This is a genomic window from Sphingomonas sp. Ag1 (genome assembly GCF_000980895.1).
In the GTDB taxonomy this organism is placed as follows: Bacteria; Pseudomonadota; Alphaproteobacteria; order Sphingomonadales; family Sphingomonadaceae; genus Sphingomonas; species Sphingomonas panaciterrae.
The window spans coordinates 795,230-817,404 of the sequence record NZ_LAZX01000094.1 but is presented as its reverse complement, the minus strand read 5'-3'; the positions used below and the strand labels follow the sequence as shown (position 1 = coordinate 817,404).

Sequence of the window (22,175 nt, the reverse complement as noted above, 5' to 3'; positions counted from 1 at the left end):
CCACCCGCCCCACCAAAGCCACCTCACTAACCAACACGCCCGGCACAACCGGGCAATCGTCGGCCGGGGCCGCTTCCGCGACGGTTGCTAAGCTGCGCCTAGCGCCCTGAAGCGGCCTTGAACGCCGCCCACTTCTCCTCCGTCCCGCTCGCCTCCCATAGCGCCTGCCCCTCGGCGAGCAGGCGCTTCGCCCTCTTGCGGGCCCATTCGCGTTCCTTCGCCGCGTCGCCCGAATAGCCGCTGAGCGACCAGTCGCAATTCGGGTGAAGGTCGATCTCCAGCCGGGGCGGTTCGCCGGCTTCCTCCCATGCCTGGCGGCGGAGCCTGTCGAGATGGGGGGTGAGGCGGCTGGGCTCGGCTTCGACGGTGTAGATGGGCAGCTCGCGGCCGTAGTCGCGCTGGTACATCTGGATGAGGTTGTGGCGCACGCCGCAGCCTTCGAGGACCAGCTCGAAGTAGGACAATTGGCGCAGGTACAGGTCCGCCGCGGCGATATCTCCCTCGAGGCGGGCGCGGCGCTCGGCCTGGGCCTTCAGGTAATAGGTGCGGATGAGGTTGTCGAAGAAGGCCTTGTCATCGAACTCCGTCTGCCAGGCGTTCTTCCGGGCAAGCTCCGCATCCGCCTCGGCGCGCTCGCGGCAGACGGGGCATTGCTTGGCCGCCTCGCGCGCGATCGTCTCGGGATGCCGGGTGCCGGGGGCGAGCGCGGGGGTGTTGTAGCGATCGGGCTGGTGGTGCTTCAGCATGAACATCAGCAGGCGATCATTGTACCAGCGGCGCTCGCCGACCTGCTCGCCCTTGTGAAAGACGGGGATGGGAACGCCCTCCACCGCGCGCTCCATGGCGATATCGGTGAGGCGCTGGACGCCGCTGGCGAGCGCGGCCTCCCACGCGGCGCGGAAGCTGTCGGCGCCGGGGTGCAGGCGCATCTGGTACGCGCCCTCCGTAGTCTTGCCGATGCGGCGGGCGGCGGCCTTTACCGATCCGGTTTCGGCGAGCGCGCGGATGAAGCCGCGCTGCCGCTCCGCCGTCCAGCCATCGTGGCGGGCGCGGCGGGGGACGGGGGTGAAGGCGAGCGGGTCGGGCGCCGCGGGGTGGGGCTGCGCCGGGGGCGGGCTGGGAAGGGCTGGCTGCATGTCGCGGAACGTAGCGCGAACATGCAGCCGTAGGACAGAGGGGCCGGGGAGGGGCGGGAGGGCCGGTCAGCCCTCCAGCGATACCTCCGCGCTCATCAGCTTCGGGAAGAAGCCCTCGTGCGCGTCGCGCAGCGTGTCGAGCGTGACGACATCGTCGCGGTCGGGCCGCTCGAAGATCAGCCGCTTGCCGCCGGTGCGGCCCATCGGCTCCGCCTCGACCCCGGCCTCGAGCGCGGCCTGGAGGAAATCGGCCAGCGCGTGATCGTGGACGGTGACGATGTAGACGCCCTGATCCTCGCCGAAGAAGGAATGCGCGCAGTCGAACGGCTGCTTGCGGTCGATGATCGCGCCGATGTTGCCAGCGAGCGCCATTTCGGCGAGCGTGACGGCGATGCCGCCATCCGAGACGTCGTGGACGGCGGAGAGCTGACCGAGGTCAATCGCGTGGCGGATGAGATCGCCGGTGGCCTTCTCCTGCGCCAGGTCGACGCGGGGCGGGGGGCCTTCCTCGCGGCCGTGGACTTCGCGCAGCCAGAGCGACTGGCCGAGATCGCCGCGGCGGGTGCCGACCGCCAGGATGACGTCGCCCGCGCCCTTGAAGGCGATGGTGGCGCTCTTGGTCCAGTCCGCCATCAGGCCGACGCCGCCGATCGCGGGGGTGGGGAGGATCGCCGAACCGCCGCCGGTCGCCTTTGATTCATTGTAGAGCGAGACGTTGCCGGAGACGATCGGATAGTCGAGCGCGCGGCACGCCTGCGCCATGCCATCGAGGCAGCCGACGATCTGGCCCATGATCTCCGGGCGCTGCGGGTTGGCGAAGTTGAGGCAGTTGGTGATGGCGAGCGGTTTTGCGCCGACCGCGGTGAGGTTGCGCCAGGTCTCGGCGACGGCCTGCTTGCCGCCCTCGACGGGGTCGGCGTAGCAATAGCGCGGGGTGCAATCGGTGGTGATCGCCAGCGCCTTGTCGGTGCCGTGGACGCGCACCACCGCGGCGTCGCCGCCCGGGCGCTGCACGGTGTCGGCGCCGACCATGTGGTCATACTGTTCCCAGATCCAGCGACGGCTGGCGATGTCGGGCGAGCCCATCAGCGTGACGAGATCGGCTGCGATGTCCTTGCACTCCGGCACGTCGACCAGCGCCTTGGCCGGCGGGGTGGGGACGTGCGGGCGATCGTAGAGCGGGGCCTCGTCGGCGAGCGGGGCGAGCGGGATGTCGCAGACCGTGTCGCCCTTCCACTTCAGCACCATGCGGCCCGTGTCGGTGACATGGCCGATGACGGCGAAGTCGAGTTCCCACTTGCGGAAGATCGCCTCGGCAAAGGCCTCGCGGCCCGGCTTCAGCACCATCAGCATGCGCTCCTGCGATTCGGAGAGCATCATTTCATAGGGCGTCATGCCCTCTTCACGCTGCGGCACGTCGTCCATGATCAGTTCGATGCCGACGCCGCCCTTGGACGCCATCTCGACGCTGGAGGAGGTGAGGCCGGCGGCGCCCATGTCCTGGATCGCGACAATCGCGTCGGAGGCCATCAGTTCGAGGCAGGCCTCGATCAGCAGCTTTTCGGTGAACGGGTCGCCAACCTGGACCGTGGGGCGCTTCTCCTCCGCATCCTCGCCGAAATCGGCCGAGGCCATGGTCGCGCCGTGGATGCCGTCGCGGCCGGTCTTGGAGCCGACATAGACGATCGGATTGCCGATGCCGCTGGCGGCGGAATAAAAGATCTTGTCCTGATCGGCGACGCCGACCGTCATCGCGTTGACGAGGATGTTGCCGTCATAGGCGGGGTGGAAGTTCACCTCGCCGCCCACGGTGGGGACGCCGACGCAATTGCCATAGCCGCCGATGCCATGGACCACGCCCGAGATCAGGTGGCGCATCTTGGGGTGATCGGGGCGGCCGAAGCGAAGCGCGTTCATGTTCGCGATGGGGCGCGCGCCCATGGTGAAGACGTCGCGCAGGATGCCGCCGACACCCGTCGCCGCGCCCTGATAGGGCTCGATGTACGAGGGGTGGTTGTGCGATTCCATCTTGAAGATCGCAGCCTGGCCATCACCAATGTCGATGACGCCGGCATTCTCGCCCGGGCCGCAGATCACCCAGGGAGCTTCGGTGGGCAGCTTCTTCAGGTGGATTCGCGACGACTTGTAGGAGCAATGCTCCGACCACATCACCGAGAAGATGCCCAGTTCCACCAGGTTCGGCTCACGGCCGAGCGCGTGGAGGACGCGATCATATTCCTCGGGACTAAGGCCGTGCTCGGCGACGACTTCTGGCGTGATGGCGGTCATGCGCGCGCGATAGCGGCCAAGCCCGCCGGTGTCACCAGCCACGCGCAGATCAGCGCCGCAACCGCCTCACCGCCGCTGGCGCCGCCGCCCGATCCGCTGGCGCAGCCGGCCGAGCAGCGGCTTCCGCGCTGACAATGCCTCGAACATTTCGCCCGGCCCTTCGGGATCGAGGATCTTGTTGTCGGCCAGCCATTCCTCGACGCTCGACAGGTCGGGCACCTCATAGGGGATGAGCGTCTTGCCCTGGCCCCGCAGCCGCTCGATCGCGCCGATCAGGCCATGCTGGGCGATAGCGGCGGTTACCTCGGCCGGTTCGACCGCGAGATGCTCGGCGATCAGATCGTCGCGGATTGCGGCGATACGGTCGCCGTCATGTTCGATCGTCACGTCGCATTCGGTGTCGAGCCGGAGCGAGCGATTGTTGAAGTTGGACGAGCCGACGCGGATCACGTCCTCATCGATCACCAGCACCTTGGCGTGGACATAGATCGGCGTGCCGCCGGCGGTGTGCGGATGATACATGCGCAGCCGGTTGTGGGTGTCGCGCTGCTTCAGCGCCTGGAACAGCCGCGCGCGGGCGGTATCCATCGCCACCGGCTCCAGCCAGCCCTGCGCCGTGACCGGATTGATGATGACGATCTCGGGGCCATCGGGCTCATCCAGCCGCTTGCCGATCGCCTCGGCGACACGGCGCGAGGCGAAATACTGGCTTTCGGCATAGATCCGCCGCTTCGCGCGGCCGATCAGTTCGAGATAGAGATTCTCGATCTCGCGCACCTCGGGCTGACCGCCGTGATCGGGCTGCGAGCGGGAGATGGCGACGTCGATGTCGCGGAAATCCGGTTCGAGATCCTGTGGCCAGCAATCATTCTCACCGACCGGCGGCGCGATCGGTTCGCCGCCGGCGATTTCCCAGCGTGCGCGACACAGTTCCCCCAGCGCGGTTGCGACGGGGCCCTGCAGCGCAGTGGTGGCATCGTGCCAAGGCGCATTGGCAAAGCCGTTGGGCGACGTGCGATGCGGGTCCTCGTCACGATGCTGGCGCGTGTCCCACCGCTCGTCGGTCATGTCGATGCCGCCGCAAAAGGCGAGGCAATCGTCAATCACCACGATCTTCTGATGGTGCGAGGCGCCGATCGGATGATGCGCGTCGAGCTTCAGATGGATTCGCTTGCGCAGGAAACGCCATTTGGTGAGCGTCAGCAGCGTCTTGCCGCGAAACAGCGTCTTGAGCGCCCCCTTGTCCCAGCGCAGGATATAGACGTTCAGGTCCGGCTGGCGCTTCACCAGCCAGTTGATGAACTCGCCAACCTCGGTCGGGACGCCGGGCGGCTCGTTCTTCCACGCCAGCCGGATGCGGGCATCGAAATCCCAGCCGACCAGCAGGATCTGCTTTTGCGCCTTCATCATCGCCGCGCGGGCGAGGCGGAAATAATCATCGGCATCGACGATCACGGCCGCGCGGGAGGCGCGTTCGATCCGCCAGCGGCTCTTTTCGTCGAGCGTCACAGAATGTCGCGAAGCCGCTCGGGCGGGCGGGCCAGGACCACGCCCTTCTCCGTTTCGACCAGCGGTCGTTCGATCGTCGCCGGATCGCTGGCCATCAGGTCAAGCGCGGCGGCATCGCTGTCGACCGCCGGCGCATCCTTGCGCAGCGCGTCGCGGGGGGCGATCCCGCCGCGGGCATAGAGCCGCGCCAGTTCATCGCGCGTCGGCGGCGCCTTCAGATATTCGACCACCGTGACGCTCGCGCCCGCCTCCTCGAGCAGCGCGAGCGCCTGCCGGGACTTGGAGCAGCGGGGATTGTGCCAGATCGTCGCCTTCATTGGCCCCGTCTATAGCGTCCGCAGGCGTGGACCAAGCGCGAAGCGACGGGTGCGGCCGACCCAGGTCGCGAGCAGCGCAAGCACGGTGAAAGCGGCCAGCGCGGTGAGCGGCAGCGCGGGGTGGATCGGGTCGACGATGCGGGTCGGCGGCGCCGCGGACCAATCGACCAGTTGCGCCGCCAGCATCGCGGCCGCCAGCGTGACGAGGGCAAGTGTCGCATAACGCCCCGCGGGGCGCGTGCGTCTCACGTACCAGGCGAAGGCGGCGGCGGTCAGCGCCAGCTCCAGCGGGCGGGCGACGAGCGGGGTCGCCCAAAGGCCAAGGCCCAGCTTTGGCGGCTGGCCGGCGAGCGTAAGGTCGGGAAGATGGACCAGCCAGTCGATCGGCCAATGCGACAGCACCACCAGCGCGCCGATCATGGTTGCGTGCCACGGCACATGCGACAGCCGCGCGCCGGCGACCCAGAAGGCGGCAAAGGCCGTCGTGCCGAGCAGGCTGTGCGTATAGGGCATGTGATACAGATCGAGCGAGGTCTGCGCATTGCTGCCGGGCACCAGCCGCAGATGTTCGATGTTGAGCAAGGTCAGCGCGAAGAAGGCGAGATCGACCAATTGGGCGGCGACGAAGAGCGTGCCGAGCCGCGGCGCATGTGGCAGGGCGGCTGCAAGAAGTGCCGGCGCGTAATGGCCGATGAACATGGTTCCTCCCGTGCGTGAGGGGGGAGCCTAGCGCAACGCAATGCGCGCGTCATGTCGAGGGGGCGGGCGGTGGCCCCGCGGCGCAGGCATCCATGCGCGGCCGCGGGGAAAGGCGTGACTAGGCCTGCTGCTTGGCCAGCCAGTCCTCCAGCCACTTGATGGTATATTCGCCCTCCTGGAACTCCGGATCGTCCAGCAGCGCCTGGTGGAGCGGGATGGTGGTCTTCATCCCGTCGATGACGAATTCCTCCAGCGCGCGACGCAGGCGGCGAAGCGCGCCCTGGCGGGTGGTGCCATAGACGATCAGCTTGGCGATCATGCTGTCGTAATAGGGCGGCACCTTGTAGCCGGCGTAGAGGCCCGAATCGACGCGCACGTGCATGCCGCCGGGGGCGTGATATTGCTTCACGAGGCCAGGCGAGGGCGCGAAGGTACGCGGATCCTCGGCATTGATGCGGCATTCGATGGCGTGGCCGCGGAAGATGACATCCTCCTGCCGCAGCGTCAGCGGATGCCCCTCCGCGATGCGGATCTGCTCACGAACGAGGTCGAGGCCGGTGATCGCCTCCGTCACCGGATGCTCCACCTGCAGGCGGGTGTTCATCTCGATGAAGTAGAACTCACCGTTTTCCCACAGGAACTCGATCGTGCCGGCGCCGCGATAGCCCATGTCGGCCATCGCCTTGGCGACGATGCCGCCCATCCGCTCACGCTCCTCGGCCGTGATGACGGGCGAGGGCGCCTCCTCCAGCACCTTCTGGTGGCGGCGCTGCAGCGAGCAGTCACGCTCGCCGAGGTGGATGGCGTTGCCCTTGCCGTCGCCGAACACCTGGAATTCGATGTGCCGCGGATTGCCGAGGTACTTTTCCATGTAGACGGTGGCGTCGCCGAACGCGGCCTTCGCCTCGCTGCCGGCCTGCGCCATCAGCGTGTCCATCATGTCCTCCGACGGCACGACCTTCATGCCGCGGCCGCCGCCGCCCGATGCAGCCTTGATCAGCACCGGATAGCCGATGTCGCGTGCGAGGCGCTTGGCCTCCGCCGAATCGGTCAGCGCGCCGTCCGAACCGGGGACCAGCGGCAGGCCGAGCGCGCCGGCGGTGCGCTTTGCCTCCACCTTGTCGCCCATGGTGCGGATATGCTCGGGCTTGGGGCCGACGAAGATCAGCCCGTGCGCCTCGACGATCTCGGCAAACTTGGCGTTTTCGCTGAGGAAGCCATAGCCCGGGTGAATCGCATCCGCGCCCGAGATCTCGGCCGCGGAAATGATGTTGGCGATGTTGAGGTAGCTCTCCGCCGCGGACGGCGGGCCGATGCAGATCGCCTCATCCGCGAGGCGGACATGCATGGCGTCCGCATCGGCGGTGGAGTGCACCGCGACGGTCTTGATCCCCATTTCGTGGCACGCGCGGTGAATACGCAGCGCGATCTCACCACGATTGGCGATCAGGAGCTTCTTGATCTCGGGCATCTTACTCGACGACCACCAGCGGCTGGTCAAACTCGACCGGCTGGCCGTTGTCGACCAGGATCGCCTTGACCGTACCGGCGCTGGGCGCGGTGATCGGGTTCATGACCTTCATTGCCTCGACGATCAGCAAAGTGTCGCCCGCCTGCACCTGCTTGCCGATCGCGACGAACGCCGCGGCGCCCGGCTCGGCGGCGAGATAGGCGGTGCCGACCATCGGCGAGCGGACCGCATTGGCAAGCGACGGCTCGGCAGCGGCCGGCTCTGCATGCGGCAGCGCGGCGGTGGCCGACGCCGGTGCCGGCGCGGCAGCAGCGGCGGGCGCCGGTGCGTGGTAAACGGCCGGTGCGGCGGTCACTTCCCGCGCGACGCGGATGCGGCGGTCGCCGTCCTCGACCTCAATCTCGGTGAGCTGCGTTGCGTCGAGCAGCTCGGCAAGCTGGCGGACGAGATCGACGTCGACCTTCATCGCTCCATGTTCCTTATCGCTCATTGCGACCCCTTCCCTGTAACAGGGCGCGCGCTGTGTCAGAATCGCGCCGCCGCTTCAAGCGCGAGCAGATATGACATCGCGCCAAACCCGGCGATAGTTCCCCGTGCCGCACGCCCCACAAAGGAGACATGGCGAAATTCTTCGCGATTGTGCGGATTGGACAAATGCACCTCGATCACCGGGGTGCGGACGGACTTGATCGCGTCGTGAATCGCGATCGAGCTGTGGGTGAAGGCGCCCGCGTTCAGGATCACGGCACGCGCGCCCTGGGCCTGCGCCTCGTGCAGCCAGTCGACCAGATGCCCCTCGTGGTTGGACTGGCGCATGTCGATTTCGAGGCCGAGCTCGCGACCGCGATCTTCGAGCTGGCCGGCGATATCGTCCAGCGTGTCATGGCCGTAGATCTCCGGCTCACGCGTGCCGAGCAGGTTCAGGTTCGGCCCGTTCAGGACATAGACGAGAGGCAAAGGCGGCTCCTTCCTTGAACGCCATGTGCGCCAAGCCTAGGTGGAAGGCAAATCACCCCGCCTGCCAGAACGATGGGGCGCGCAGCCCCGCAAAGGATATCATGCCCCACACCGACGGAACCGTATCGATCACCGTGAACGGCGCGCATCGCCGTGTCAGCGCCGGCCTGACCCTGGCGCAACTGGCGACCGAACTCGGGCTGGTGCCCGAGAAGGTCGCGGTGGAGCGCAACCTGGAAGTGGTGCCGCGTTCGACCCTTGCGGATGTGTGTGTCGAGGATGGCGACGATATCGAGATCGTCCATTTCGTCGGCGGCGGCGACCATGCCGTCTCCGACGGCGACGACACGTGGAGCGTTGCCGGCAAGACGTTTCGATCGCGGCTGATCGTGGGCACCGGCAAGTATAAGGATTTCGCGCAGAACGCCGCCGCGCTGGAAGCATCGGGGGCCGAGATCGTCACCGTCGCGGTGCGCCGCGTCAATGTCAGCGATCCCAAGGCGCCGATGCTGACCGACTTCATCGATCCCAAGAAGTTCACCTATCTGCCCAATACCGCGGGCTGCTTCACCGCGGACGAGGCGATCCGCACGCTGCGGCTGGCGCGCGAGGCGGGCGGCTGGGATCTGGTGAAGCTGGAAGTGCTGGGCGAGGCGCGGACGCTCTACCCCGACATGCGCGAGACGCTGAAGGCTACCGAGGTCCTGGTGCAGGAGGGCTTCAAGCCGATGGTCTATTGCGTCGATGACCCGATCGCCGCGAAGCAGCTGGAAGATGCGGGCGCGGTGGCGATCATGCCGCTGGGCGCGCCGATCGGATCGGGGCTTGGCATCCAGAACCGGGTGACGATCCGCCTGATCGTTGAGGGCGCAAAGGTGCCGGTGCTGGTCGACGCCGGCGTCGGCACGGCATCCGACGCGGCGGTGGCGATGGAGCTTGGCTGCGATGGCGTGCTGATGAACACTGCGATCGCCGAGGCGAAGGACCCGATCCTGATGGCGGCGGCGATGAAGTCCGCGGTGGAGGCGGGGCGCCTGTCCTATCGCGCCGGCCGGATGGGAATCCGCCGCTACGCCGACCCGTCCTCGCCACTCGCGGGCCTGATCTGATGTTCTGCCCCCGCGCCGCCGCGTCCTGCAGCGCGGGCGGGCCGGTCAGTTGCCCGGACGCTCGCCGCTCGGTTTCCAGGTGATGACCCGGTAGAGATAGCCGGCAATGATCAGCACGGTCAGGCCGATCGCGACCGGCCCGACATAGCGATCAAGCTCCTCGAACCGCCGGCCGAGGAACAGGCCGGCCCCGGCGAGCACGGTGTTCCAGATCGCGCTGCCCACAAAGGTGAACAGCAGGAACTTCCACAGCGGCATCTTCGCCATGCCGGCGGGCAGCGAGATCAGCGTGCGGAAGCTGGGCAGGAAGCGGAAGACGAATACGACCCAATGGCCATGGCGGTGGAAGAAGCGGTTGAGCCGCTCCACATCCTCCCAGTCCATCGTCAGCCATCGCTGGTGCCGGTCGACGAACGGCTTGAACCGCACCACGCCCATGCGGCGCCCGATTTCATACCAGAACATGTTGCCCACGGTGGTGCCCGCGGTGCCCCACAGGATCAGCGGGATCATCGCCATGTCGCCGCGCGCGACGGCGATGCCGCCGAGGCCCATGATCACTTCCGACGGGACGGGCGGCACCACGTTTTCCAGCGCCATCAGCAGGAAGATGCCGATGTAGCCGCCCCAGGCGATCCAATCGATGATGAATTCGGTCATGCGCCTCTGAGAAGATCACCGGTCCATGCAGCACATCTGCCGGTCGGCCATGGCGGGGTGATCTGTCCCGCGCAGGGCCAGCCCGGTCGATCGAGCGTGTCGCAGGGGCGAAAGCGCGCGTCCTAGCGGGATCGTTCCGCGATGCGGCGCTCGATCGCGTCCCAGATCAGGCCGGCGACATCGGTGCCGTCGAACCGCTCGATCGCGACGATGCCGGTGGGGGAGGTGACGTTGATCTCCGTCAGCCACTGCCCCGCGATCACGTCGATCCCCACGAAGATAAGCCCGCGTCGCTTCAGCTCCGGCCCCAGCGCGTCGCAGATTTCCCGCTCTCGCGCCGTAAGCTCGGTCTTTTCCGCCGAGCCGCCGACCGCTAGGTTGCTGCGGAACTCGCCCTCACCCGGCAGGCGGTTGATCGCGCCGGCGACCTCGCCATCGACCAGCACGATCCGCTTGTCGCCTTGCGCCACGCCGGGAAGGAAGGCCTGCACCATGTGCGGTTCGCGCCACGTCTGGTTGAACACCTCGATCAGCGCGGAGAGGTTCTCGCCCTCCGGCCCGACGCGGAAGATCGCCTTGCCGCCATTGCCGTGCAGCGGCTTCACGACGATCGCGCCATGTTCCTTCAGGAAGGCGCGCGCCTCATCGAGCGAGCGGGTGACGAGCGTCGGCGGCATGAAGCGCGCATAATCGAGCACGAACACCTTTTCGGGGGCGTTGCGCACGCTGGCGGGATCGTTGACGACGAGCGTGCGGTCCGAGATCCGCTCCAGCAAGTGAGTGGCAGTGATATAGCCGAGATCGAACGGCGGGTCCTGGCGCATCAGGACCACGTCCGCCTCCTCGCCCAGATCGAGGCTGACCGGGGCGCCGGCGGTGAAATGGTCGCCCGCTACGCGCTGCACCGTCACGGGCCGCGCCTTGGTCCACAGCCGGCCGTGGGACCAGTTCAGATCCTCCGCGGCATAATGGAACAGGCGATGGCCGCGCTGCTGGGCGGAGAGCATCAGGGCGAAGCTGGAATCGCCCGCGATGTTGATCGTTTCGAGCGGGTCCATCTGGACGGCGACGGTCAGGGCCAAGGTGTTCCTCCACACAGGATGCGTCGCGGGAGGTAGGCGCGCGGCGCCGGATTGTCACCCGATCCAGGCATTCTCGATATGGCGCGGCGCGGTGCCGGGGGCGAGCAGGACGACGTCGACGCGGATGTCTTCGCCGTCCAGTGCATAGCGCGGCATCAGATATTCCGCGGCCGCGGCGACACGCGCCAGCCGGCGCTGGTCGATTGCCATGTCGAGCGCGGCGGCGGTGGCGCGGGTCTTCACCTCAATAAAGGCGATCAGCGCGCCGCGCTTCGCTACCAGATCGACCTCCCCGGCGGGTGTGCGGACGCGCTGGTCGAGGATTTGCCAGCCTTTCAGTCGCAGCCACCAACCGGCGAATCGCTCGCCGCGTCGGCCGGCGGCGTCGGCGCGGCGGCGATCGTCGCTGCTGCGGGAGGGCGGGGCGGGCGGCATCAGGCGCAGTGTGGCAGGCGCGCGTGGCGGCGCAAGTGCTGGTCCGCCCGCGCGATCAGACGGCGGCGCCGAACAGCTTCCCGACGAGCGAGGTCAGCGCCATCGCCATCGCACCCCAGAAGACGACGCGCACGACTGCGCGCATCATGGGGGCGCCGCCGGTGCGCGCGCCGATCGCGCCGAGCAGCGCAAGGAACAGGATCGATCCGATCGCCACGCCCGGTCCTATCGTGGCGAGCGGCAGCGCGGCGGTGAGCGCGAGCGGCAGCGCCGCCCCCACGGTGAAGCTCGCGGCGCTCGCCATGGCAGCGACGACCGGGCGGGCGATCGTCTCGTCAGTGATGTGGAGCTCATCACGGGCGTGCGCCTGAAGTGCGTCATGCGCCATCATCTGCGTGGCGACCGTGCGCGCGGTGGCGGGGTCGACGCCGCGATCGATGTAGATGCCGGTCAGTTCCTGCAGCTCCGCCTCCGGCTGGGTGGCGAGTTCGCGGCGTTCACGCGCAAGGTCCGATTTCTCGGTGTCGGCCTGGGAGCTGACGGAGACATATTCGCCCGCCGCCATCGACATCGCGCCGGCGACCAGCGAGGCGACCCCGGCGGTCAGCACCGCGCCATGGCTGGAGCCCGCCGAGGCGACGCCGAGGATCAGGCTGGAGGTGGAGACGATCCCGTCATTGGCGCCCAGCACGGCCGCGCGGAGCCAGCCGACTCGCGTGACAAGATGGCTTTCCTTGTGCGTCCGCATCATGCTGCCTCGCCCATCGCCTGCGCCAGCCCGAGGGCGCAGAAGCGATGCTAGCGCGCCCGGAGGAGGAGGGCGAGGGGTGATGCGAGCGACGCCCTCAGCCCCCAACGAATCGGGAGTGGTCGGTGGCTAGGCGTCCTTCAGCGCGAGGGCCCGGGCGTAGAGTTCTTTGCGATCGAGCCCGAACTTTTTTGCGACCTCCCCGGCAGCCTTGGCGACCGGGAGCCGGGTCAGCGCCTCGACCAATGCGGCGTCGGCATCCTCGGAGCTGGCGGGGGGCGGCTCACCCGGCGGGCCGACGACGATCACGATCTCCCCCTTGGGCGGGGCATCGGCATAGCGCGCGGCAAGGACGGGGAGCGTGCCGGTCACCGCTTCCTCATAGCGTTTGGTGATCTCGCGCGTGACCGCGGCGTCGCGATCGCCCAACCCTTCCGCCAGCGCGGCGAGCGTCGCGGCGAGGCGGGGGCCGCTCTCGTACAGCACCAGCGTCGCGCGGATCGCGCCGAGCTCCGCGATCGTCTCGCTGCGCGCCTTTGCCTTGGAGGGCAGGAAGCCGGCAAAAAGGAAGCGGTCGGTGGGCAGGCCGGCGAGCGTCAGCGCGGCGATTGCGGCGCACGGCCCCGGGATGGTGACCACCGCATGGCCGGCGGCGCGGGCATCGCGCACCAGCTTGTAACCGGGATCGGAGATCAGCGGCGTGCCGGCGTCGGACACCAGCGCGACCGCTTCGCTCGCCATGCGGGCGATCAATTGCGGCCGCATCTGATCGGCATTGTGATCGTGATAGGGGACCATCGGGCGCTTCGTCCCGATGTGCCGTAGTAACACAGCTGTAACACGAGTGTCTTCTGCAGCGACTACGGCCGCGCGCGACAGAATATCGGCGGCGCGTGGAGACAGGTCCCCGAGATTGCCGATCGGGGTTGCGACGATGTACAGGCCGGGACTTAGGTTTTCCACGAGGAGTGTCATGGCAGAGGCCGCAACCGTATCGCAACGGGCGAACGTGATCGTTCGTGGAATTCCCGGAGGCGTGTCATCGCCGCGCCGCATCGCCGGCCCGGTGGCTGTCGCGCTCACCGCGCTGCTGGTCTCTGCCTGCTCCACCGTTGTCCCGCGGGGCCCCTCCGCGCCGCCGCCGACCAAGGCGCCGCCGCCCAGCACCCGGCCCGATGTCGGCGTGGAAGCGGGCATCCCGCGCGATACCGCGCGCAATCGGGTCGCGCTGCTCGTGCCGCTGTCGGGCGCCAATGCGGGAGTGGGCAAGAGCCTCGCCAATGCGACGCAGCTGGCGCTGCTCGACACCAAGAACGAGCAGATTCGCGTCACCAACTATGACACCGCGCAAGGCGCCGCAGCCGCCGCCCAGCGCGCGGTGGCCGATGGGGCGCAGCTGATTCTCGGCCCGCTGCTGGCCGATGACGTGCGCGTGGTGGCGCCGATCGCGCGGCGCGCGGGGGTGCCGGTGCTGTCATTTTCCAACGACGTCAGCGTCGCGGGGGATGGCGTTTACCTGATGGGCTATACCCCGTCGCAGTCGATCGAGCGGGTGGTCGATTATGCACGCAGCAAGGGGGTCACCAATTTCGGCGGGCTGGTCCCTAACGCACTTTATGGCACCCGTGCCTCCACCACCTTCCTGCGCGCGGTCGAGGCCGCCGGCGGGCGCGTGGTGGCGCTGCAGACCTATGACCGCACCCCCGGCGCGATCGGCGCCGCGGTGACGCGGATGGCCAAGGACGCGCCGTTCGACGGGGTGCTGATCGCCGATTCGGCCGGGACCGCGGCCACCGCCGTGCCGCTGCTGCGCAAGACCAGCCCGGACATGAAGGTGATGGGCACCGAATTGTGGAACACCGACAGCGGCGTGGCTGCGCGTCCGGCGCTGAACGGCGCATGGTATGCCAGTGTTTCCAATGGTTTGTACCGCCAATATGCGACCAAGTATCGCGCCCGCTTCGGCGCCGCACCTTATCGCCTGTCGAGCCTTGGCTATGATGCGGTGCTGCTGACGGCACGCATTGCGCGCGACTGGAAGGTCGGCGCGCCCTTCCCCGAAGCGCGGCTGCGGTCGGGCGAGGGCTTCTCCGGCATCGATGGTGCCTTCCGCTTCGGCCGGGACGGCATCGCCGAGCGCGCGCTGGAAGTTCAGGAAATCCGCAGCGGCAACACCGCCGTCGTGTCACCGGCGCCCGCCAGTTTCGGGCGCTGATCCCTATTCCTCTGTTTCTCTTCAAGGATTCTCTTGATGTTCGCCTGGTTCCAGCGCCTTCTTCCCAAGCGCGGCAATTTCTTTGAACTGTTTGACGCGCATGCGGCGGTGACGCTGAAGGCTGCGGAGGCCACCACCAAGATCTTCGCCGGTGACGGCGACATCGACGCGCTGATCGCCGAGGTGAAGGATTATGAGCACCAGGCCGACGATATCACCCGCACCGTGCTGCAGACCGTCCGCGTCACCTTCCTGACGCCGTTCGATCGCAGCGCGATCAGCGATCTAATCAACCGCATGGACGATGCGATCGACGCGATGGACGCGGCACTGACCGCAGTGAGCCTCTACGGCGTACGCAGCTTCGCGCCCGACATGCACGCCATGTCCAAGCTGATGCTGGAGGCGTCGCGCGTCTCGGTCGAGGCGATGCAATTGCTGCGGGATGTCGCCCGCAACGGCCCGCGCCTGCACACGCTGACCGAGCGTCTGGTGCGGCTGGAGGGCGAGGTTGACGGCCTCCACGAACAGGGCCTGCGCCGCCTGTTCGAAAAGCATCACCATGAGGGCGGGGACGCGATGCAGTTCGTCGTCGACCGCGAAATCTACAAGCATCTCGAGAAGATCTCTGACGCGTTCGAGGACGTGGCGAACGAGATCGACGGCATCGTCATCGATCACGCCTGAGCGATCGCAGCCCCATGCATGAACTCGCGTTCCCGCTGCTCGTCGGCCTGATCCTCGTCGCGCTTGCGTTCGATTTTCTAAACGGGCTGCACGATGCAGCCAATTCCATCGCCACCGTCGTTGCCACGCGCCTGCTGTCGCCGGTGCAGGCGGTGGCCTTTGCCGCCTTCTTCAACTTCGCCGCCTATTTCGTCACCCTTGCCTTTCCCAGCTTGCATGCTGTCGCAGAAACGATCGGCAAGGGACTGATCGATCAGGATGTTGTCACGCCAGCCGTCATCTTCGGTGCGCTGGGCGGGGCGATGTTCTGGAACGTCGTGACGTGGCAAAAGGGTATCCCCTCATCGTCCAGCCACGCGCTGGTCGGCGGGCTGGTCGGTGCTGGCGTGACCCATGCCAGCGTGCACAGCATCCATGTCGGCGGGCTGACCAAGACCATGGTGGCGATCGTCGTGTCGCCGACGCTGGGCATGATCCTGGCGCTGCTGGTGATGCTGGCGAGCAGCTGGGCGCTGCGCCGCTATACCGCCCGCCAGGCGGAACGAACCTTCCGTTCGCTGCATCTCGTATCGTCGGCTGCCTATTCGCTGAGCCACGGGCTCAACGACGCGCAAAAGACGATGGGGATCATCACCGTGCTGCTGTATTCGACCGGCCAGCTGACCGGCGAGTTCGAAGTGCCGCACTGGGTGGCCATCAGCTGCTATGTCGCGATCGCGCTCGGCACCTTGTCGGGCGGGTGGAAGATCATCGAGACGATGGGCTCGCGGATCACCAAATTGTCGCAGCATCAGGGTTTTGCAGCCTCGACCGGCGGATCGATCGTGCTGTTCGCCGCCTCGGCGATGGGCATCCCGGTGTCGACCACCCACACCATCACGGGCGCGATCATCGGATCGGGCGTCGCACGCCGCACCTCCGCGGTGCGATGGGGCACGGCGAGCAACGTGGTGGTCGCGTGGATCATCACGATTCCGTGCTCGGCGATCGTTGGCAGCGCCTTTTATGGGCTTACGCTGCTGTTCTGATTATCGTTTAACCAAAACGACTTGCCTGCGCTTCGTGATGCGTTGGCATAAAAAAAAGGGCTGCGCTTCCACCCGGGAGCGCGGCCCTTTTTCATCCACGGCTATTGGAGGAGCTTGGGCGCCTCACGCTGCAGCTTGTCGCGGATCTTGTCGGAGAACATGGCGAGGAACGCCGGCAATTCGAAGGTGGCGTGGACGTTGCTGTCGCTAACGTCGAGCCGGGCGCCGACGCGCTGCCCCAAACCCTCCACGGTGAAGGTCAGCGAATCGCCCTCCCAGCGATGTTCGATGATCGCGCCGCCGGGAATGAAATCCGCCAGCTTGCCGAAGCTGCTGCCGATCCGCTGCTTGGCGGCGGCGGTGCCGAGCTGGTGCGGGATATCAACTTCGATCGGGGCGCTCATGCCGTGAACTCCGTGGCAAACAATTGGGCGTCGTCGGCAAACGCCTTGAACTCCAGCGCGTTACCGGAGGGATCGCGAAAGAACATCGTCGCCTGCTCGCCGGGCTGCCCCTTGAAGCGGACGTGCGGCGCGATCCCGAACGGCACCTCGGCCGCCTCAACCCGAGCGGCCAGCGCCTGCCAGTCCGCCATCGTCAGTACCACGCCGAAATGCGGCACGGGCACGTCATGCCCGTCGACAGGGTTGCTGGCGCCGGCCGGGCGCGCGGTATCGTCGAGATGGGCGACGATCTGATGCCCGCCGAGATCGAAGTCGATCCAGCGGTCGCTGGAGCGACCCTCGCGGCAACCGAGCACGCCGCCGTAGAAGGCACGCGCGGCGGCGAGATCATGGACCGGAAAGGCGAGGTGAAAGGGGCGCAGTGTCATGCGCGGTTGATACACCAACTGCGGCGCCAGCGGGAAGGGGGTGAGGGCGGCACTGCTTCTGCGCGGTGAGCCGCCGCGCGTATCGCCTCTCCCCGCCGGGCGCATCATTTGGTAGCGGGACGGGCAATGATGTCCCTCCTCGATAAATATCCGCGGCTGGCCGCGCTGCTGCTGGGTGCGGCGGCGGCCTGTGGCTTTGCGCCGTTGCAGCTGTGGCCGCTGACCATTGCCGCCCTCTCGCTGCTGATCCTGCTGGTGCATCGCGCGCCCACGTTGAAGGCCGCACTGTGGCGCGGGTGGATGTTCGGGCTGGGGCATTTCACGATCAATAACAATTGGTTCCAGCACGCCTTTACCTTCCAGGATGCGATGCCGGCGGAGCTTGGCTATGCTGCGCCGATCGCGCTGGCACTGTATCTCGCCGTCTATCCGGCGCTCGCCGCGGGGCTGGCGTGGAAGATGCGCGGGACCCGTGTGGACGCCGCCTATGTGCTGGCGTTCGCCGCGGCGTGGATCGTCGCCGAATGGCTGCGCAGCGTGATGTTCACCGGCTATGCCTGGGATCCGATCGGCGTGATCTGGGTGCCGGTGCAGCCGGTCGCGGCGCTGTCGGCCTGGGTCGGCACCTATGCCCTGTCGGGGCTGACCGTGCTGCTGGCGGGAAGCCTGCTGCTCCTGCCGCGTCGGCCGGCGCCGGTCGCCACTGCGCTGGCGGGATTTGCCGCACTGATCGCGGCGCAGCTGTTCAGCTATCGCGACGCGGACGGGCCAGTGGCGATCGACACGCCGCGGGTGCGGGTGGTGCAGCCGAACGTGCCGCAGGACCAGCGTGGGGAGAGCGACGGGGAGATGATGCTCACCCGCCTGTCGGAGCTGTCGGGCCGGCCGGGTGAGGCGCCGCGGCTGATCCTGTGGCCGGAAGGCGTGATCCGTGACTATTTCGAGGATGGCTATCCCGACTATGTCTATGATGCCGATCCGTTCTGGCTCCGCTGGCGGATGGCGAAGCTGCTTGGCCCGCGGGACATCCTGCTGACTGGCGGCACGGCGCTCCAGTTCGACAAGGCGGGGACGGCGACCACCGCGACCAATTCGGTCTTTGCGATCGATCCGCGTGCGCGCATCCGCGGCCGCTACGACAAGGCGCATCTGGTGCCTTATGGCGAGTATCTGCCGATGCCCTGGCTGTTGAAGCCGCTCGGGCTGGCGCGACTGGTGCCGGGTTCGATGGACTTTGCCGAGGGGCCGGGGCCGCGCGCGCTGGAGGTGCCCGGCTTCGGGTCGATCGGGATGCAGATCTGCTATGAGATCATCTTCTCGGGCGAGGTGGTCGATCCGGCGCACCGGCCGCGGCTGATCTTCAATCCGTCCAACGATGCCTGGTTCGGCAGCTGGGGACCGCCGCAGCATCTGGCGCAGGCACGGATGCGCGCGATCGAGGAAGGGCTGCCGGTCATTCGCGCCACCCCCAACGGCATTTCCGCCGTGATCGCCGCGGATGGCCGGCTGGTGGGCACGGTGCCGCATCAGAAGGCTGGCGCGATCGAGGTGGCGATTCCCGAGCCGCTGCCGCCGACCTTTTTCTCGCGGTGGGGCAACTGGCTGGCGGGGCTGACGGCGCTGCTGCTGGCGGGGGCAGCCATTGCCATCCGCCGCCGCCATCGGTAGAGCCATATAAAGCTATCTTTATATCCTTATCTCCCTCACCAGCTCAGGCGGAGTAACCATGCGCCAATCGTATCTGTTCACCAGCGAATCGGTTTCCGAGGGCCACCCGGACAAGGTCGCCGATCAGATCTCCGACGCGATCGTCGATCTGTTCCTGTCCAAGGACCCGGAGGCACGCATCGCCTGCGAGACGCTGACCACCACGCAGCTGGTCGTGCTGGCGGGCGAGATCCGCTGCAAGGGCGTGTACGAGAATGGCGAGTGGGTGCCGGGCGCCAAGGAAGAGATCGAGGCGACGGTCCGCAACACGGTGAAGCGCATCGGCTATGAGCAGGAGGGCTTTCACTGGGAGAGCTTCCGCTTCCAGAACAACCTGCACGGTCAGTCGGTGCAGATCGCGCAGGGCGTCGATGCGAGCGCGAGCAAGGACGAAGGCGCCGGCGACCAGGGCATCATGTTTGGCTTCGCCTGCGACGAGACGCCGGACCTCATGCCGGCGACGCTCTATTACAGCCACCGCATCCTGCAGCGCATGGCCGATGACCGTCACTCCGGCGCGGCACCGTTCCTGGAGCCGGACGCCAAGAGCCAGGTCACGCTGCGCTTCGAGGATGGCAAGCCCGTCGCCTGCACCGCAATCGTCGTTTCGACGCAGCATGCCGCCGGCTATGACAAGGGCGAGCAGGAAGCCGAGCTTCACGCTTATGTGAAGAAGGTGGTGGCCGATGTGCTGCCGGCAGAGCTTCTGTCCGACGCCACCGTCTATCACATCAACCCGACGGGCAGCTTCGAGATCGGCGGGCCGGATGGCGACGCTGGCCTTACCGGCCGCAAGATCATTGTCGATACGTACGGCGGCGCGAGCCCGCACGGCGGCGGCGCGTTCAGCGGCAAGGATCCGACCAAGGTCGATCGCTCGGCGGCGTACATCACCCGCTATCTGGCCAAGAACATCGTCGCGGCCGGCCTTGCCAAGCGCTGCACGATCCAGCTCGCCTATGCCATCGGTGTCGCCAAGCCGCTGTCGCTCTATGTCGATACGCATGGCACCGGCACGGTGGGCGACGACAAGATCGAGGCGGCGATCGCGGGCATCGCGAAGCTGGGCGACCTGACGCCGCGCGGCATTCGCACGCACCTCGGCCTCAACAAGCCGATCTATGAGCGCAGCGCGGCCTATGGCCATTTCGGTCGTCAGGCCGAGGGTGACTTCTTCCCGTGGGAGAAGCTGGACCTGGTCGATGATCTGAAGGCGGCACTCGCCTGACGACATGATGAGGGGGCTGCCGGAAACGGCGGCCCCTTTCTTCTAACCGGCGGGATATCGCGGGTCAGCTCGGATGCGCCTCCGCTTCGGCGAGCGCGCCCGCATCTTCCTTGTTCTGCCGCAGGCGATCGATGGCGCGTTCGCCCGCGTTGATCGCCAAGCCAGCGATCCTGTCGGCGACCCAGCCGATCCCGGCCCCCACCGCGACATCGCTGGGATAATGCGCGCCGCGCGGCAACTGCACCGCCGCGACGAACGCCGCGCCGCCGCGCGCCGGCGCGGCATAGGTCGGGGCGGTGCGCGCGATTGCCTCCGCCACGCTGACCGCGCCCGCGGTGTGGCCCGATGGAAAAGAATTGAACTCGGTATCGTCGCTGCCGCTGCCGACGCGCGCCTCATGCTCTCCATCCTTCAGCGCGCGGCGCGGGCGCGAGCGGTCGATCGCGCGTTTCAGCACCGTCTTGCCGGCGGTGGCGAGTGCATGGGCGAGCAGCATGCGCGTGCCGGTGCGAGTCACATCGCGCCGGCGCAGCATCAGACCGACGCCGATCGTCGCGAGCGACAGGGCGACGAGCGGCGGCTGATCGGCAATTTCGCTCGCCTTGCCGGCCAGCGCGACGGGCGGGTGGTCGGCCGCCTTTGCCGCGGCGCCGATTGCGTCATGCTCTGCCTTGGCGAGATCGCGCGCCTTCTTGTGCTTCTTTCCCATAGCGGGCGGAAAACGATGCGCGGGCCGCTTTGCTCCCGCCGCTCAGGACGCTATCGCGCCGGCCGATGAACGATCCCGCTACGATCCGTCGGCTTTATGGGCGCGCCCAGGGCCACAAGCTGCGCAAGGGCCAGGCCGCGCTGGTCGAGGAATTGCTGCCGCGCGTTGCCGTGCCGGAGACGGGGCCGCTCGATGCGATGCGCCTGTTCGGCGACAATCGCCCGCTGCGGCTGGAGATCGGCTTTGGCGCGGGCGAGCATCTGGCCGGGCAGGCCGCGGCGGCGCCGGATACCGGCTTCATCGGCTGCGAGCCGTTCCTGAACGGTGTGGTGGGCGCGCTCGGCCATATCCGCGATAGCGCGCTGGAGAATGTGCGGCTGCACATGGGTGATGCGCTGGACGTCGTTGAGCGACTGCCGGACCAGTCGCTCGACACCGTTTACCTGCTCCATCCCGATCCGTGGCGGAAGGCGCGCCATGCCAAGCGGCGGATGATGAACCACGGGCCGTTGGACCTGATCGCGTCCAAGCTGAAGCCGGGGGCTGAGTTCCGCCTCGGCACCGATGATCCGACCTATTGCCGCTGGTCGATGATGATCATGGCACAGCGGACGGACTTCACCTGGCTGGCGCACCGGCCGGCGGATTTCCTGGAGCGCCCGGCGGACTGGCCCGAGACCCGCTATGAACGCAAGGCCCGGCGGCAGGGCCATGAGGTCTGGTACTTCCGCTACCGCCGCGCGGATTAACGCGAGGCGTGTGCGCTGCTGCCGGCTCCCGCCCCAGGCACATAGGCGTCGATCAGCGCGCCGACGTAATCGGGGTTCTGCGCGGTGAGATGTTCGTGCGGGCGCCCAGGCGCGTAGATGAAGCCGTGCACCGTATAGATCGTGCCGCCTAGGCCGTTCGAATCGCGGTACCAGACCTTCACCCGGCTCCAGTCATTCGCCTCACTGACGTCGAATACGGTGACATCCTGTTCGGCGTGGCCGCGCGTACCGTCGATGCGTGACCAATTGGCGTGGGTCAGCATCAGCACACGATCCTCGACGATCCGGCTGACCACGGCGACATGGCCGAGCGGAAGACGCGACTGACGCGCGAAGGCAATGACCGAGCCGACCTTCGGCTGATCGCCGCGCTTGTACCGACCGTGTGCCTGATCCCACCAGGTCCAGGCATCGCCATAGATCTGGATGCCTGACGCCTGGCGCGCGAAGGGCACGCATTGGCCATTATAGTCCAGCAGCGATCGCGCATGCGCGGGGGAGCCGAGGGCACAAACGAACGCTGCGACGAGAGCGAGGGGGGAGCGCTTCATCACGGGGCAAAAACTAACCGCCGTTTCTATGCGAGA

General features: G+C 67.4%; 24 protein-coding genes. 7 read left to right on the top strand and 17 right to left on the bottom strand.

The features are described from left to right. Nucleotides 1-98: 98 nt before the first annotated feature. The 8 genes from XM50_RS19280 to aroQ form a co-directional block, all read right to left on the bottom strand. Nucleotides 99-1,136: a hypothetical protein gene (locus XM50_RS19280; RefSeq protein ID WP_052742622.1), complete on the bottom strand. Its 1,038-nt coding sequence runs from the start codon at nt 1,134-1,136 to the stop codon at nt 99-101. A gap of 66 nt (nt 1,137-1,202) precedes the next feature. After that, a complete protein-coding gene (gene purL / locus XM50_RS16830) occupies nt 1,203-3,425 on the bottom strand; it encodes a phosphoribosylformylglycinamidine synthase subunit PurL (RefSeq protein WP_046411862.1) in 2,223 nt (740 codons plus the stop codon). 66 nt (nt 3,426-3,491) lie between these two features. Next, nucleotides 3,492-4,934 carry a phospholipase D-like domain-containing protein gene (locus XM50_RS16825; protein ID WP_046411075.1) on the bottom strand — a complete coding sequence of 481 codons (1,443 nt, stop codon included), beginning with the start codon at nt 4,932-4,934 and terminating at the stop codon, nt 3,492-3,494. Continuing rightward, the gene (locus XM50_RS16820; RefSeq protein ID WP_046411074.1) at nt 4,931-5,251 is read right to left on the bottom strand and encodes an arsenate reductase family protein; all 321 of its coding nucleotides are present in this window, start codon (nt 5,249-5,251) and stop codon (nt 4,931-4,933) included. The genes XM50_RS16825 and XM50_RS16820 overlap by 4 nt, the downstream gene beginning before the upstream one ends. A gap of 9 nt (nt 5,252-5,260) precedes the next feature. Beyond that, nucleotides 5,261-5,950: a hypothetical protein gene (locus XM50_RS16815; RefSeq protein WP_046411073.1), complete on the bottom strand. Its 690-nt coding sequence runs from the start codon at nt 5,948-5,950 to the stop codon at nt 5,261-5,263. Nucleotides 5,951-6,068: 118 nt separating this feature from the next. Continuing rightward, nucleotides 6,069-7,421 (bottom strand): acetyl-CoA carboxylase biotin carboxylase subunit, encoded by a 1,353-nt coding sequence (accC, locus tag XM50_RS16810; protein WP_046411072.1) that lies wholly within the window; start codon nt 7,419-7,421, stop codon nt 6,069-6,071. A 1-nt stretch (nt 7,422) separates the two neighbouring features. Next, entirely contained in the window at nt 7,423-7,911 is a 489-nt protein-coding gene (accB, locus tag XM50_RS16805) for an acetyl-CoA carboxylase biotin carboxyl carrier protein (protein WP_046411071.1), read from the bottom strand. A 35-nt stretch (nt 7,912-7,946) separates the two neighbouring features. Further along, on the bottom strand, nt 7,947-8,378 hold the full coding sequence (gene aroQ, locus XM50_RS16800) for a type II 3-dehydroquinate dehydratase (protein ID WP_046411070.1): 432 nt from the start codon (nt 8,376-8,378) through the stop codon (nt 7,947-7,949). A gap of 101 nt (nt 8,379-8,479) precedes the next feature. Here aroQ and thiS point away from each other — a divergent pair, with 101 nt between their 5' ends. Further along, the gene (thiS, locus tag XM50_RS16795) at nt 8,480-9,487 is read left to right on the top strand and encodes a sulfur carrier protein ThiS (RefSeq protein ID WP_046411069.1); all 1,008 of its coding nucleotides are present in this window, start codon (nt 8,480-8,482) and stop codon (nt 9,485-9,487) included. A gap of 45 nt (nt 9,488-9,532) precedes the next feature. On the opposite strand, the gene XM50_RS16790 is transcribed toward thiS, so the two are convergent. The 5 genes from XM50_RS16790 to rsmI all read right to left on the bottom strand — a co-directional run bounded on the left by XM50_RS16790 (nt 9,533) and on the right by rsmI (nt 13,387). Beyond that, a complete protein-coding gene (locus XM50_RS16790) occupies nt 9,533-10,147 on the bottom strand; it encodes a DedA family protein (RefSeq protein WP_046411068.1) in 615 nt (204 codons plus the stop codon). A 122-nt stretch (nt 10,148-10,269) separates the two neighbouring features. Then, nucleotides 10,270-11,229, bottom strand: coding sequence for a glutathione synthase (gene gshB, locus XM50_RS16785; RefSeq protein ID WP_046411067.1), 960 nt, complete (start codon nt 11,227-11,229; stop codon nt 10,270-10,272). Nucleotides 11,230-11,283: 54 nt separating this feature from the next. Continuing rightward, nucleotides 11,284-11,664, bottom strand: coding sequence for a YraN family protein (locus tag XM50_RS16780; protein ID WP_046411066.1), 381 nt, complete (start codon nt 11,662-11,664; stop codon nt 11,284-11,286). A gap of 55 nt (nt 11,665-11,719) precedes the next feature. Beyond that, entirely contained in the window at nt 11,720-12,412 is a 693-nt protein-coding gene (locus tag XM50_RS16775; protein ID WP_046411860.1) for a VIT1/CCC1 transporter family protein, read from the bottom strand. 129 nt (nt 12,413-12,541) lie between these two features. Continuing rightward, nucleotides 12,542-13,387: a 16S rRNA (cytidine(1402)-2'-O)-methyltransferase gene (gene rsmI, locus XM50_RS16770; RefSeq protein ID WP_046411065.1), complete on the bottom strand. Its 846-nt coding sequence runs from the start codon at nt 13,385-13,387 to the stop codon at nt 12,542-12,544. Between rsmI and XM50_RS16765 the strand changes: the two genes are divergently transcribed. Genes XM50_RS16765 through XM50_RS16755 form a run of 3 tightly spaced genes read left to right on the top strand, consistent with a single transcriptional unit; the run spans nt 13,386 to nt 16,342 of the window. Further along, entirely contained in the window at nt 13,386-14,627 is a 1,242-nt protein-coding gene (locus XM50_RS16765) for a penicillin-binding protein activator (RefSeq protein WP_082103141.1), read from the top strand. The genes rsmI and XM50_RS16765 overlap by 2 nt on opposite strands. Before the next feature lie 36 nt (nt 14,628-14,663). Beyond that, the gene (locus XM50_RS16760; protein ID WP_046411064.1) at nt 14,664-15,314 is read left to right on the top strand and encodes a DUF47 domain-containing protein; all 651 of its coding nucleotides are present in this window, start codon (nt 14,664-14,666) and stop codon (nt 15,312-15,314) included. Nucleotides 15,315-15,328: 14 nt separating this feature from the next. Beyond that, nucleotides 15,329-16,342, top strand: a complete 1,014-nt coding sequence (locus XM50_RS16755) for an inorganic phosphate transporter (RefSeq protein ID WP_046411063.1) — start codon at nt 15,329-15,331, stop codon at nt 16,340-16,342. Between the two features lie 101 nt (nt 16,343-16,443). Here XM50_RS16755 and XM50_RS16750 read toward each other — a convergent pair whose 3' ends face one another. Further along, the gene (locus XM50_RS16750; protein ID WP_046411062.1) at nt 16,444-16,746 is read right to left on the bottom strand and encodes a polyhydroxyalkanoic acid system family protein; all 303 of its coding nucleotides are present in this window, start codon (nt 16,744-16,746) and stop codon (nt 16,444-16,446) included. After that, nucleotides 16,743-17,174: a VOC family protein gene (locus XM50_RS16745; protein WP_046411061.1), complete on the bottom strand. Its 432-nt coding sequence runs from the start codon at nt 17,172-17,174 to the stop codon at nt 16,743-16,745. The genes XM50_RS16750 and XM50_RS16745 overlap by 4 nt, the downstream gene beginning before the upstream one ends. Nucleotides 17,175-17,300: 126 nt before the next feature. On the opposite strand from XM50_RS16745, the gene lnt reads away from it, so the two are divergent. Both lnt and metK read left to right on the top strand, forming a co-directional pair. Next, on the top strand, nt 17,301-18,842 hold the full coding sequence (lnt, locus tag XM50_RS16740) for an apolipoprotein N-acyltransferase (protein WP_046411060.1): 1,542 nt from the start codon (nt 17,301-17,303) through the stop codon (nt 18,840-18,842). A gap of 58 nt (nt 18,843-18,900) precedes the next feature. Further along, nucleotides 18,901-20,109, top strand: a complete 1,209-nt coding sequence (gene metK, locus XM50_RS16735; RefSeq protein WP_046411059.1) for a methionine adenosyltransferase — start codon at nt 18,901-18,903, stop codon at nt 20,107-20,109. Nucleotides 20,110-20,173: 64 nt separating this feature from the next. Here metK and XM50_RS16730 read toward each other — a convergent pair whose 3' ends face one another. Next, nucleotides 20,174-20,818, bottom strand: coding sequence for a phosphatase PAP2 family protein (locus XM50_RS16730; RefSeq protein WP_052742621.1), 645 nt, complete (start codon nt 20,816-20,818; stop codon nt 20,174-20,176). 65 nt (nt 20,819-20,883) lie between these two features. Between XM50_RS16730 and trmB the strand changes: the two genes are divergently transcribed. Further along, complete coding sequence (trmB, locus tag XM50_RS16725) at nt 20,884-21,567, top strand: tRNA (guanine(46)-N(7))-methyltransferase TrmB (protein ID WP_046411057.1); 684 nt, start codon at nt 20,884-20,886, stop codon at nt 21,565-21,567. On the opposite strand, the gene XM50_RS16720 is transcribed toward trmB, so the two are convergent. Further along, a complete protein-coding gene (locus tag XM50_RS16720; RefSeq protein ID WP_046411055.1) occupies nt 21,564-22,139 on the bottom strand; it encodes a CHAP domain-containing protein in 576 nt (191 codons plus the stop codon). The two genes, trmB and XM50_RS16720, sit on opposite strands and share 4 nt — an antisense overlap. Nucleotides 22,140-22,175: the final 36 nt, after the last annotated feature.

Excerpts from the sequence above, each read along its gene's own strand:
- XM50_RS16790 (WP_046411068.1), bottom strand. The coding sequence starts at position 10,147 with ATGACCGAATTCATCATCGATTGGATCGCCTGGGGCGGCTACATCGGC.
- XM50_RS16720 (WP_046411055.1), bottom strand. The coding sequence starts at position 22,139 with ATGAAGCGCTCCCCCCTCGCTCTCGTCGCAGCGTTCGTTTGTGCCCTC.
- purL (WP_046411862.1), bottom strand. The coding sequence starts at position 3,425 with ATGACCGCCATCACGCCAGAAGTCGTCGCCGAGCACGGCCTTAGTCCC.
- XM50_RS16780 (WP_046411066.1), bottom strand. The coding sequence starts at position 11,664 with ATGCCGCCCGCCCCGCCCTCCCGCAGCAGCGACGATCGCCGCCGCGCC.
- XM50_RS16760 (WP_046411064.1), top strand. The coding sequence starts at position 14,664 with ATGTTCGCCTGGTTCCAGCGCCTTCTTCCCAAGCGCGGCAATTTCTTT.
- trmB (WP_046411057.1), top strand. The coding sequence starts at position 20,884 with ATGAACGATCCCGCTACGATCCGTCGGCTTTATGGGCGCGCCCAGGGC.
- XM50_RS16750 (WP_046411062.1), bottom strand. The coding sequence starts at position 16,746 with ATGAGCGCCCCGATCGAAGTTGATATCCCGCACCAGCTCGGCACCGCC.
- XM50_RS16815 (WP_046411073.1), bottom strand. The coding sequence starts at position 5,950 with ATGTTCATCGGCCATTACGCGCCGGCACTTCTTGCAGCCGCCCTGCCA.
- lnt (WP_046411060.1), top strand. The coding sequence starts at position 17,301 with ATGATGTCCCTCCTCGATAAATATCCGCGGCTGGCCGCGCTGCTGCTG.
- metK (WP_046411059.1), top strand. The coding sequence starts at position 18,901 with ATGCGCCAATCGTATCTGTTCACCAGCGAATCGGTTTCCGAGGGCCAC.
- XM50_RS16820 (WP_046411074.1), bottom strand. The coding sequence starts at position 5,251 with ATGAAGGCGACGATCTGGCACAATCCCCGCTGCTCCAAGTCCCGGCAG.
- accB (WP_046411071.1), bottom strand. The coding sequence starts at position 7,911 with ATGAGCGATAAGGAACATGGAGCGATGAAGGTCGACGTCGATCTCGTC.
- XM50_RS16775 (WP_046411860.1), bottom strand. The coding sequence starts at position 12,412 with ATGCGGACGCACAAGGAAAGCCATCTTGTCACGCGAGTCGGCTGGCTC.
- XM50_RS16745 (WP_046411061.1), bottom strand. The coding sequence starts at position 17,174 with ATGACACTGCGCCCCTTTCACCTCGCCTTTCCGGTCCATGATCTCGCC.
- XM50_RS16765 (WP_082103141.1), top strand. The coding sequence starts at position 13,386 with ATGGCAGAGGCCGCAACCGTATCGCAACGGGCGAACGTGATCGTTCGT.
- XM50_RS16755 (WP_046411063.1), top strand. The coding sequence starts at position 15,329 with ATGCATGAACTCGCGTTCCCGCTGCTCGTCGGCCTGATCCTCGTCGCG.
- XM50_RS19280 (WP_052742622.1), bottom strand. The coding sequence starts at position 1,136 with ATGCAGCCAGCCCTTCCCAGCCCGCCCCCGGCGCAGCCCCACCCCGCG.
- rsmI (WP_046411065.1), bottom strand. The coding sequence starts at position 13,387 with ATGACACTCCTCGTGGAAAACCTAAGTCCCGGCCTGTACATCGTCGCA.
- thiS (WP_046411069.1), top strand. The coding sequence starts at position 8,480 with ATGCCCCACACCGACGGAACCGTATCGATCACCGTGAACGGCGCGCAT.
- accC (WP_046411072.1), bottom strand. The coding sequence starts at position 7,421 with ATGCCCGAGATCAAGAAGCTCCTGATCGCCAATCGTGGTGAGATCGCG.
- XM50_RS16730 (WP_052742621.1), bottom strand. The coding sequence starts at position 20,818 with ATGGGAAAGAAGCACAAGAAGGCGCGCGATCTCGCCAAGGCAGAGCAT.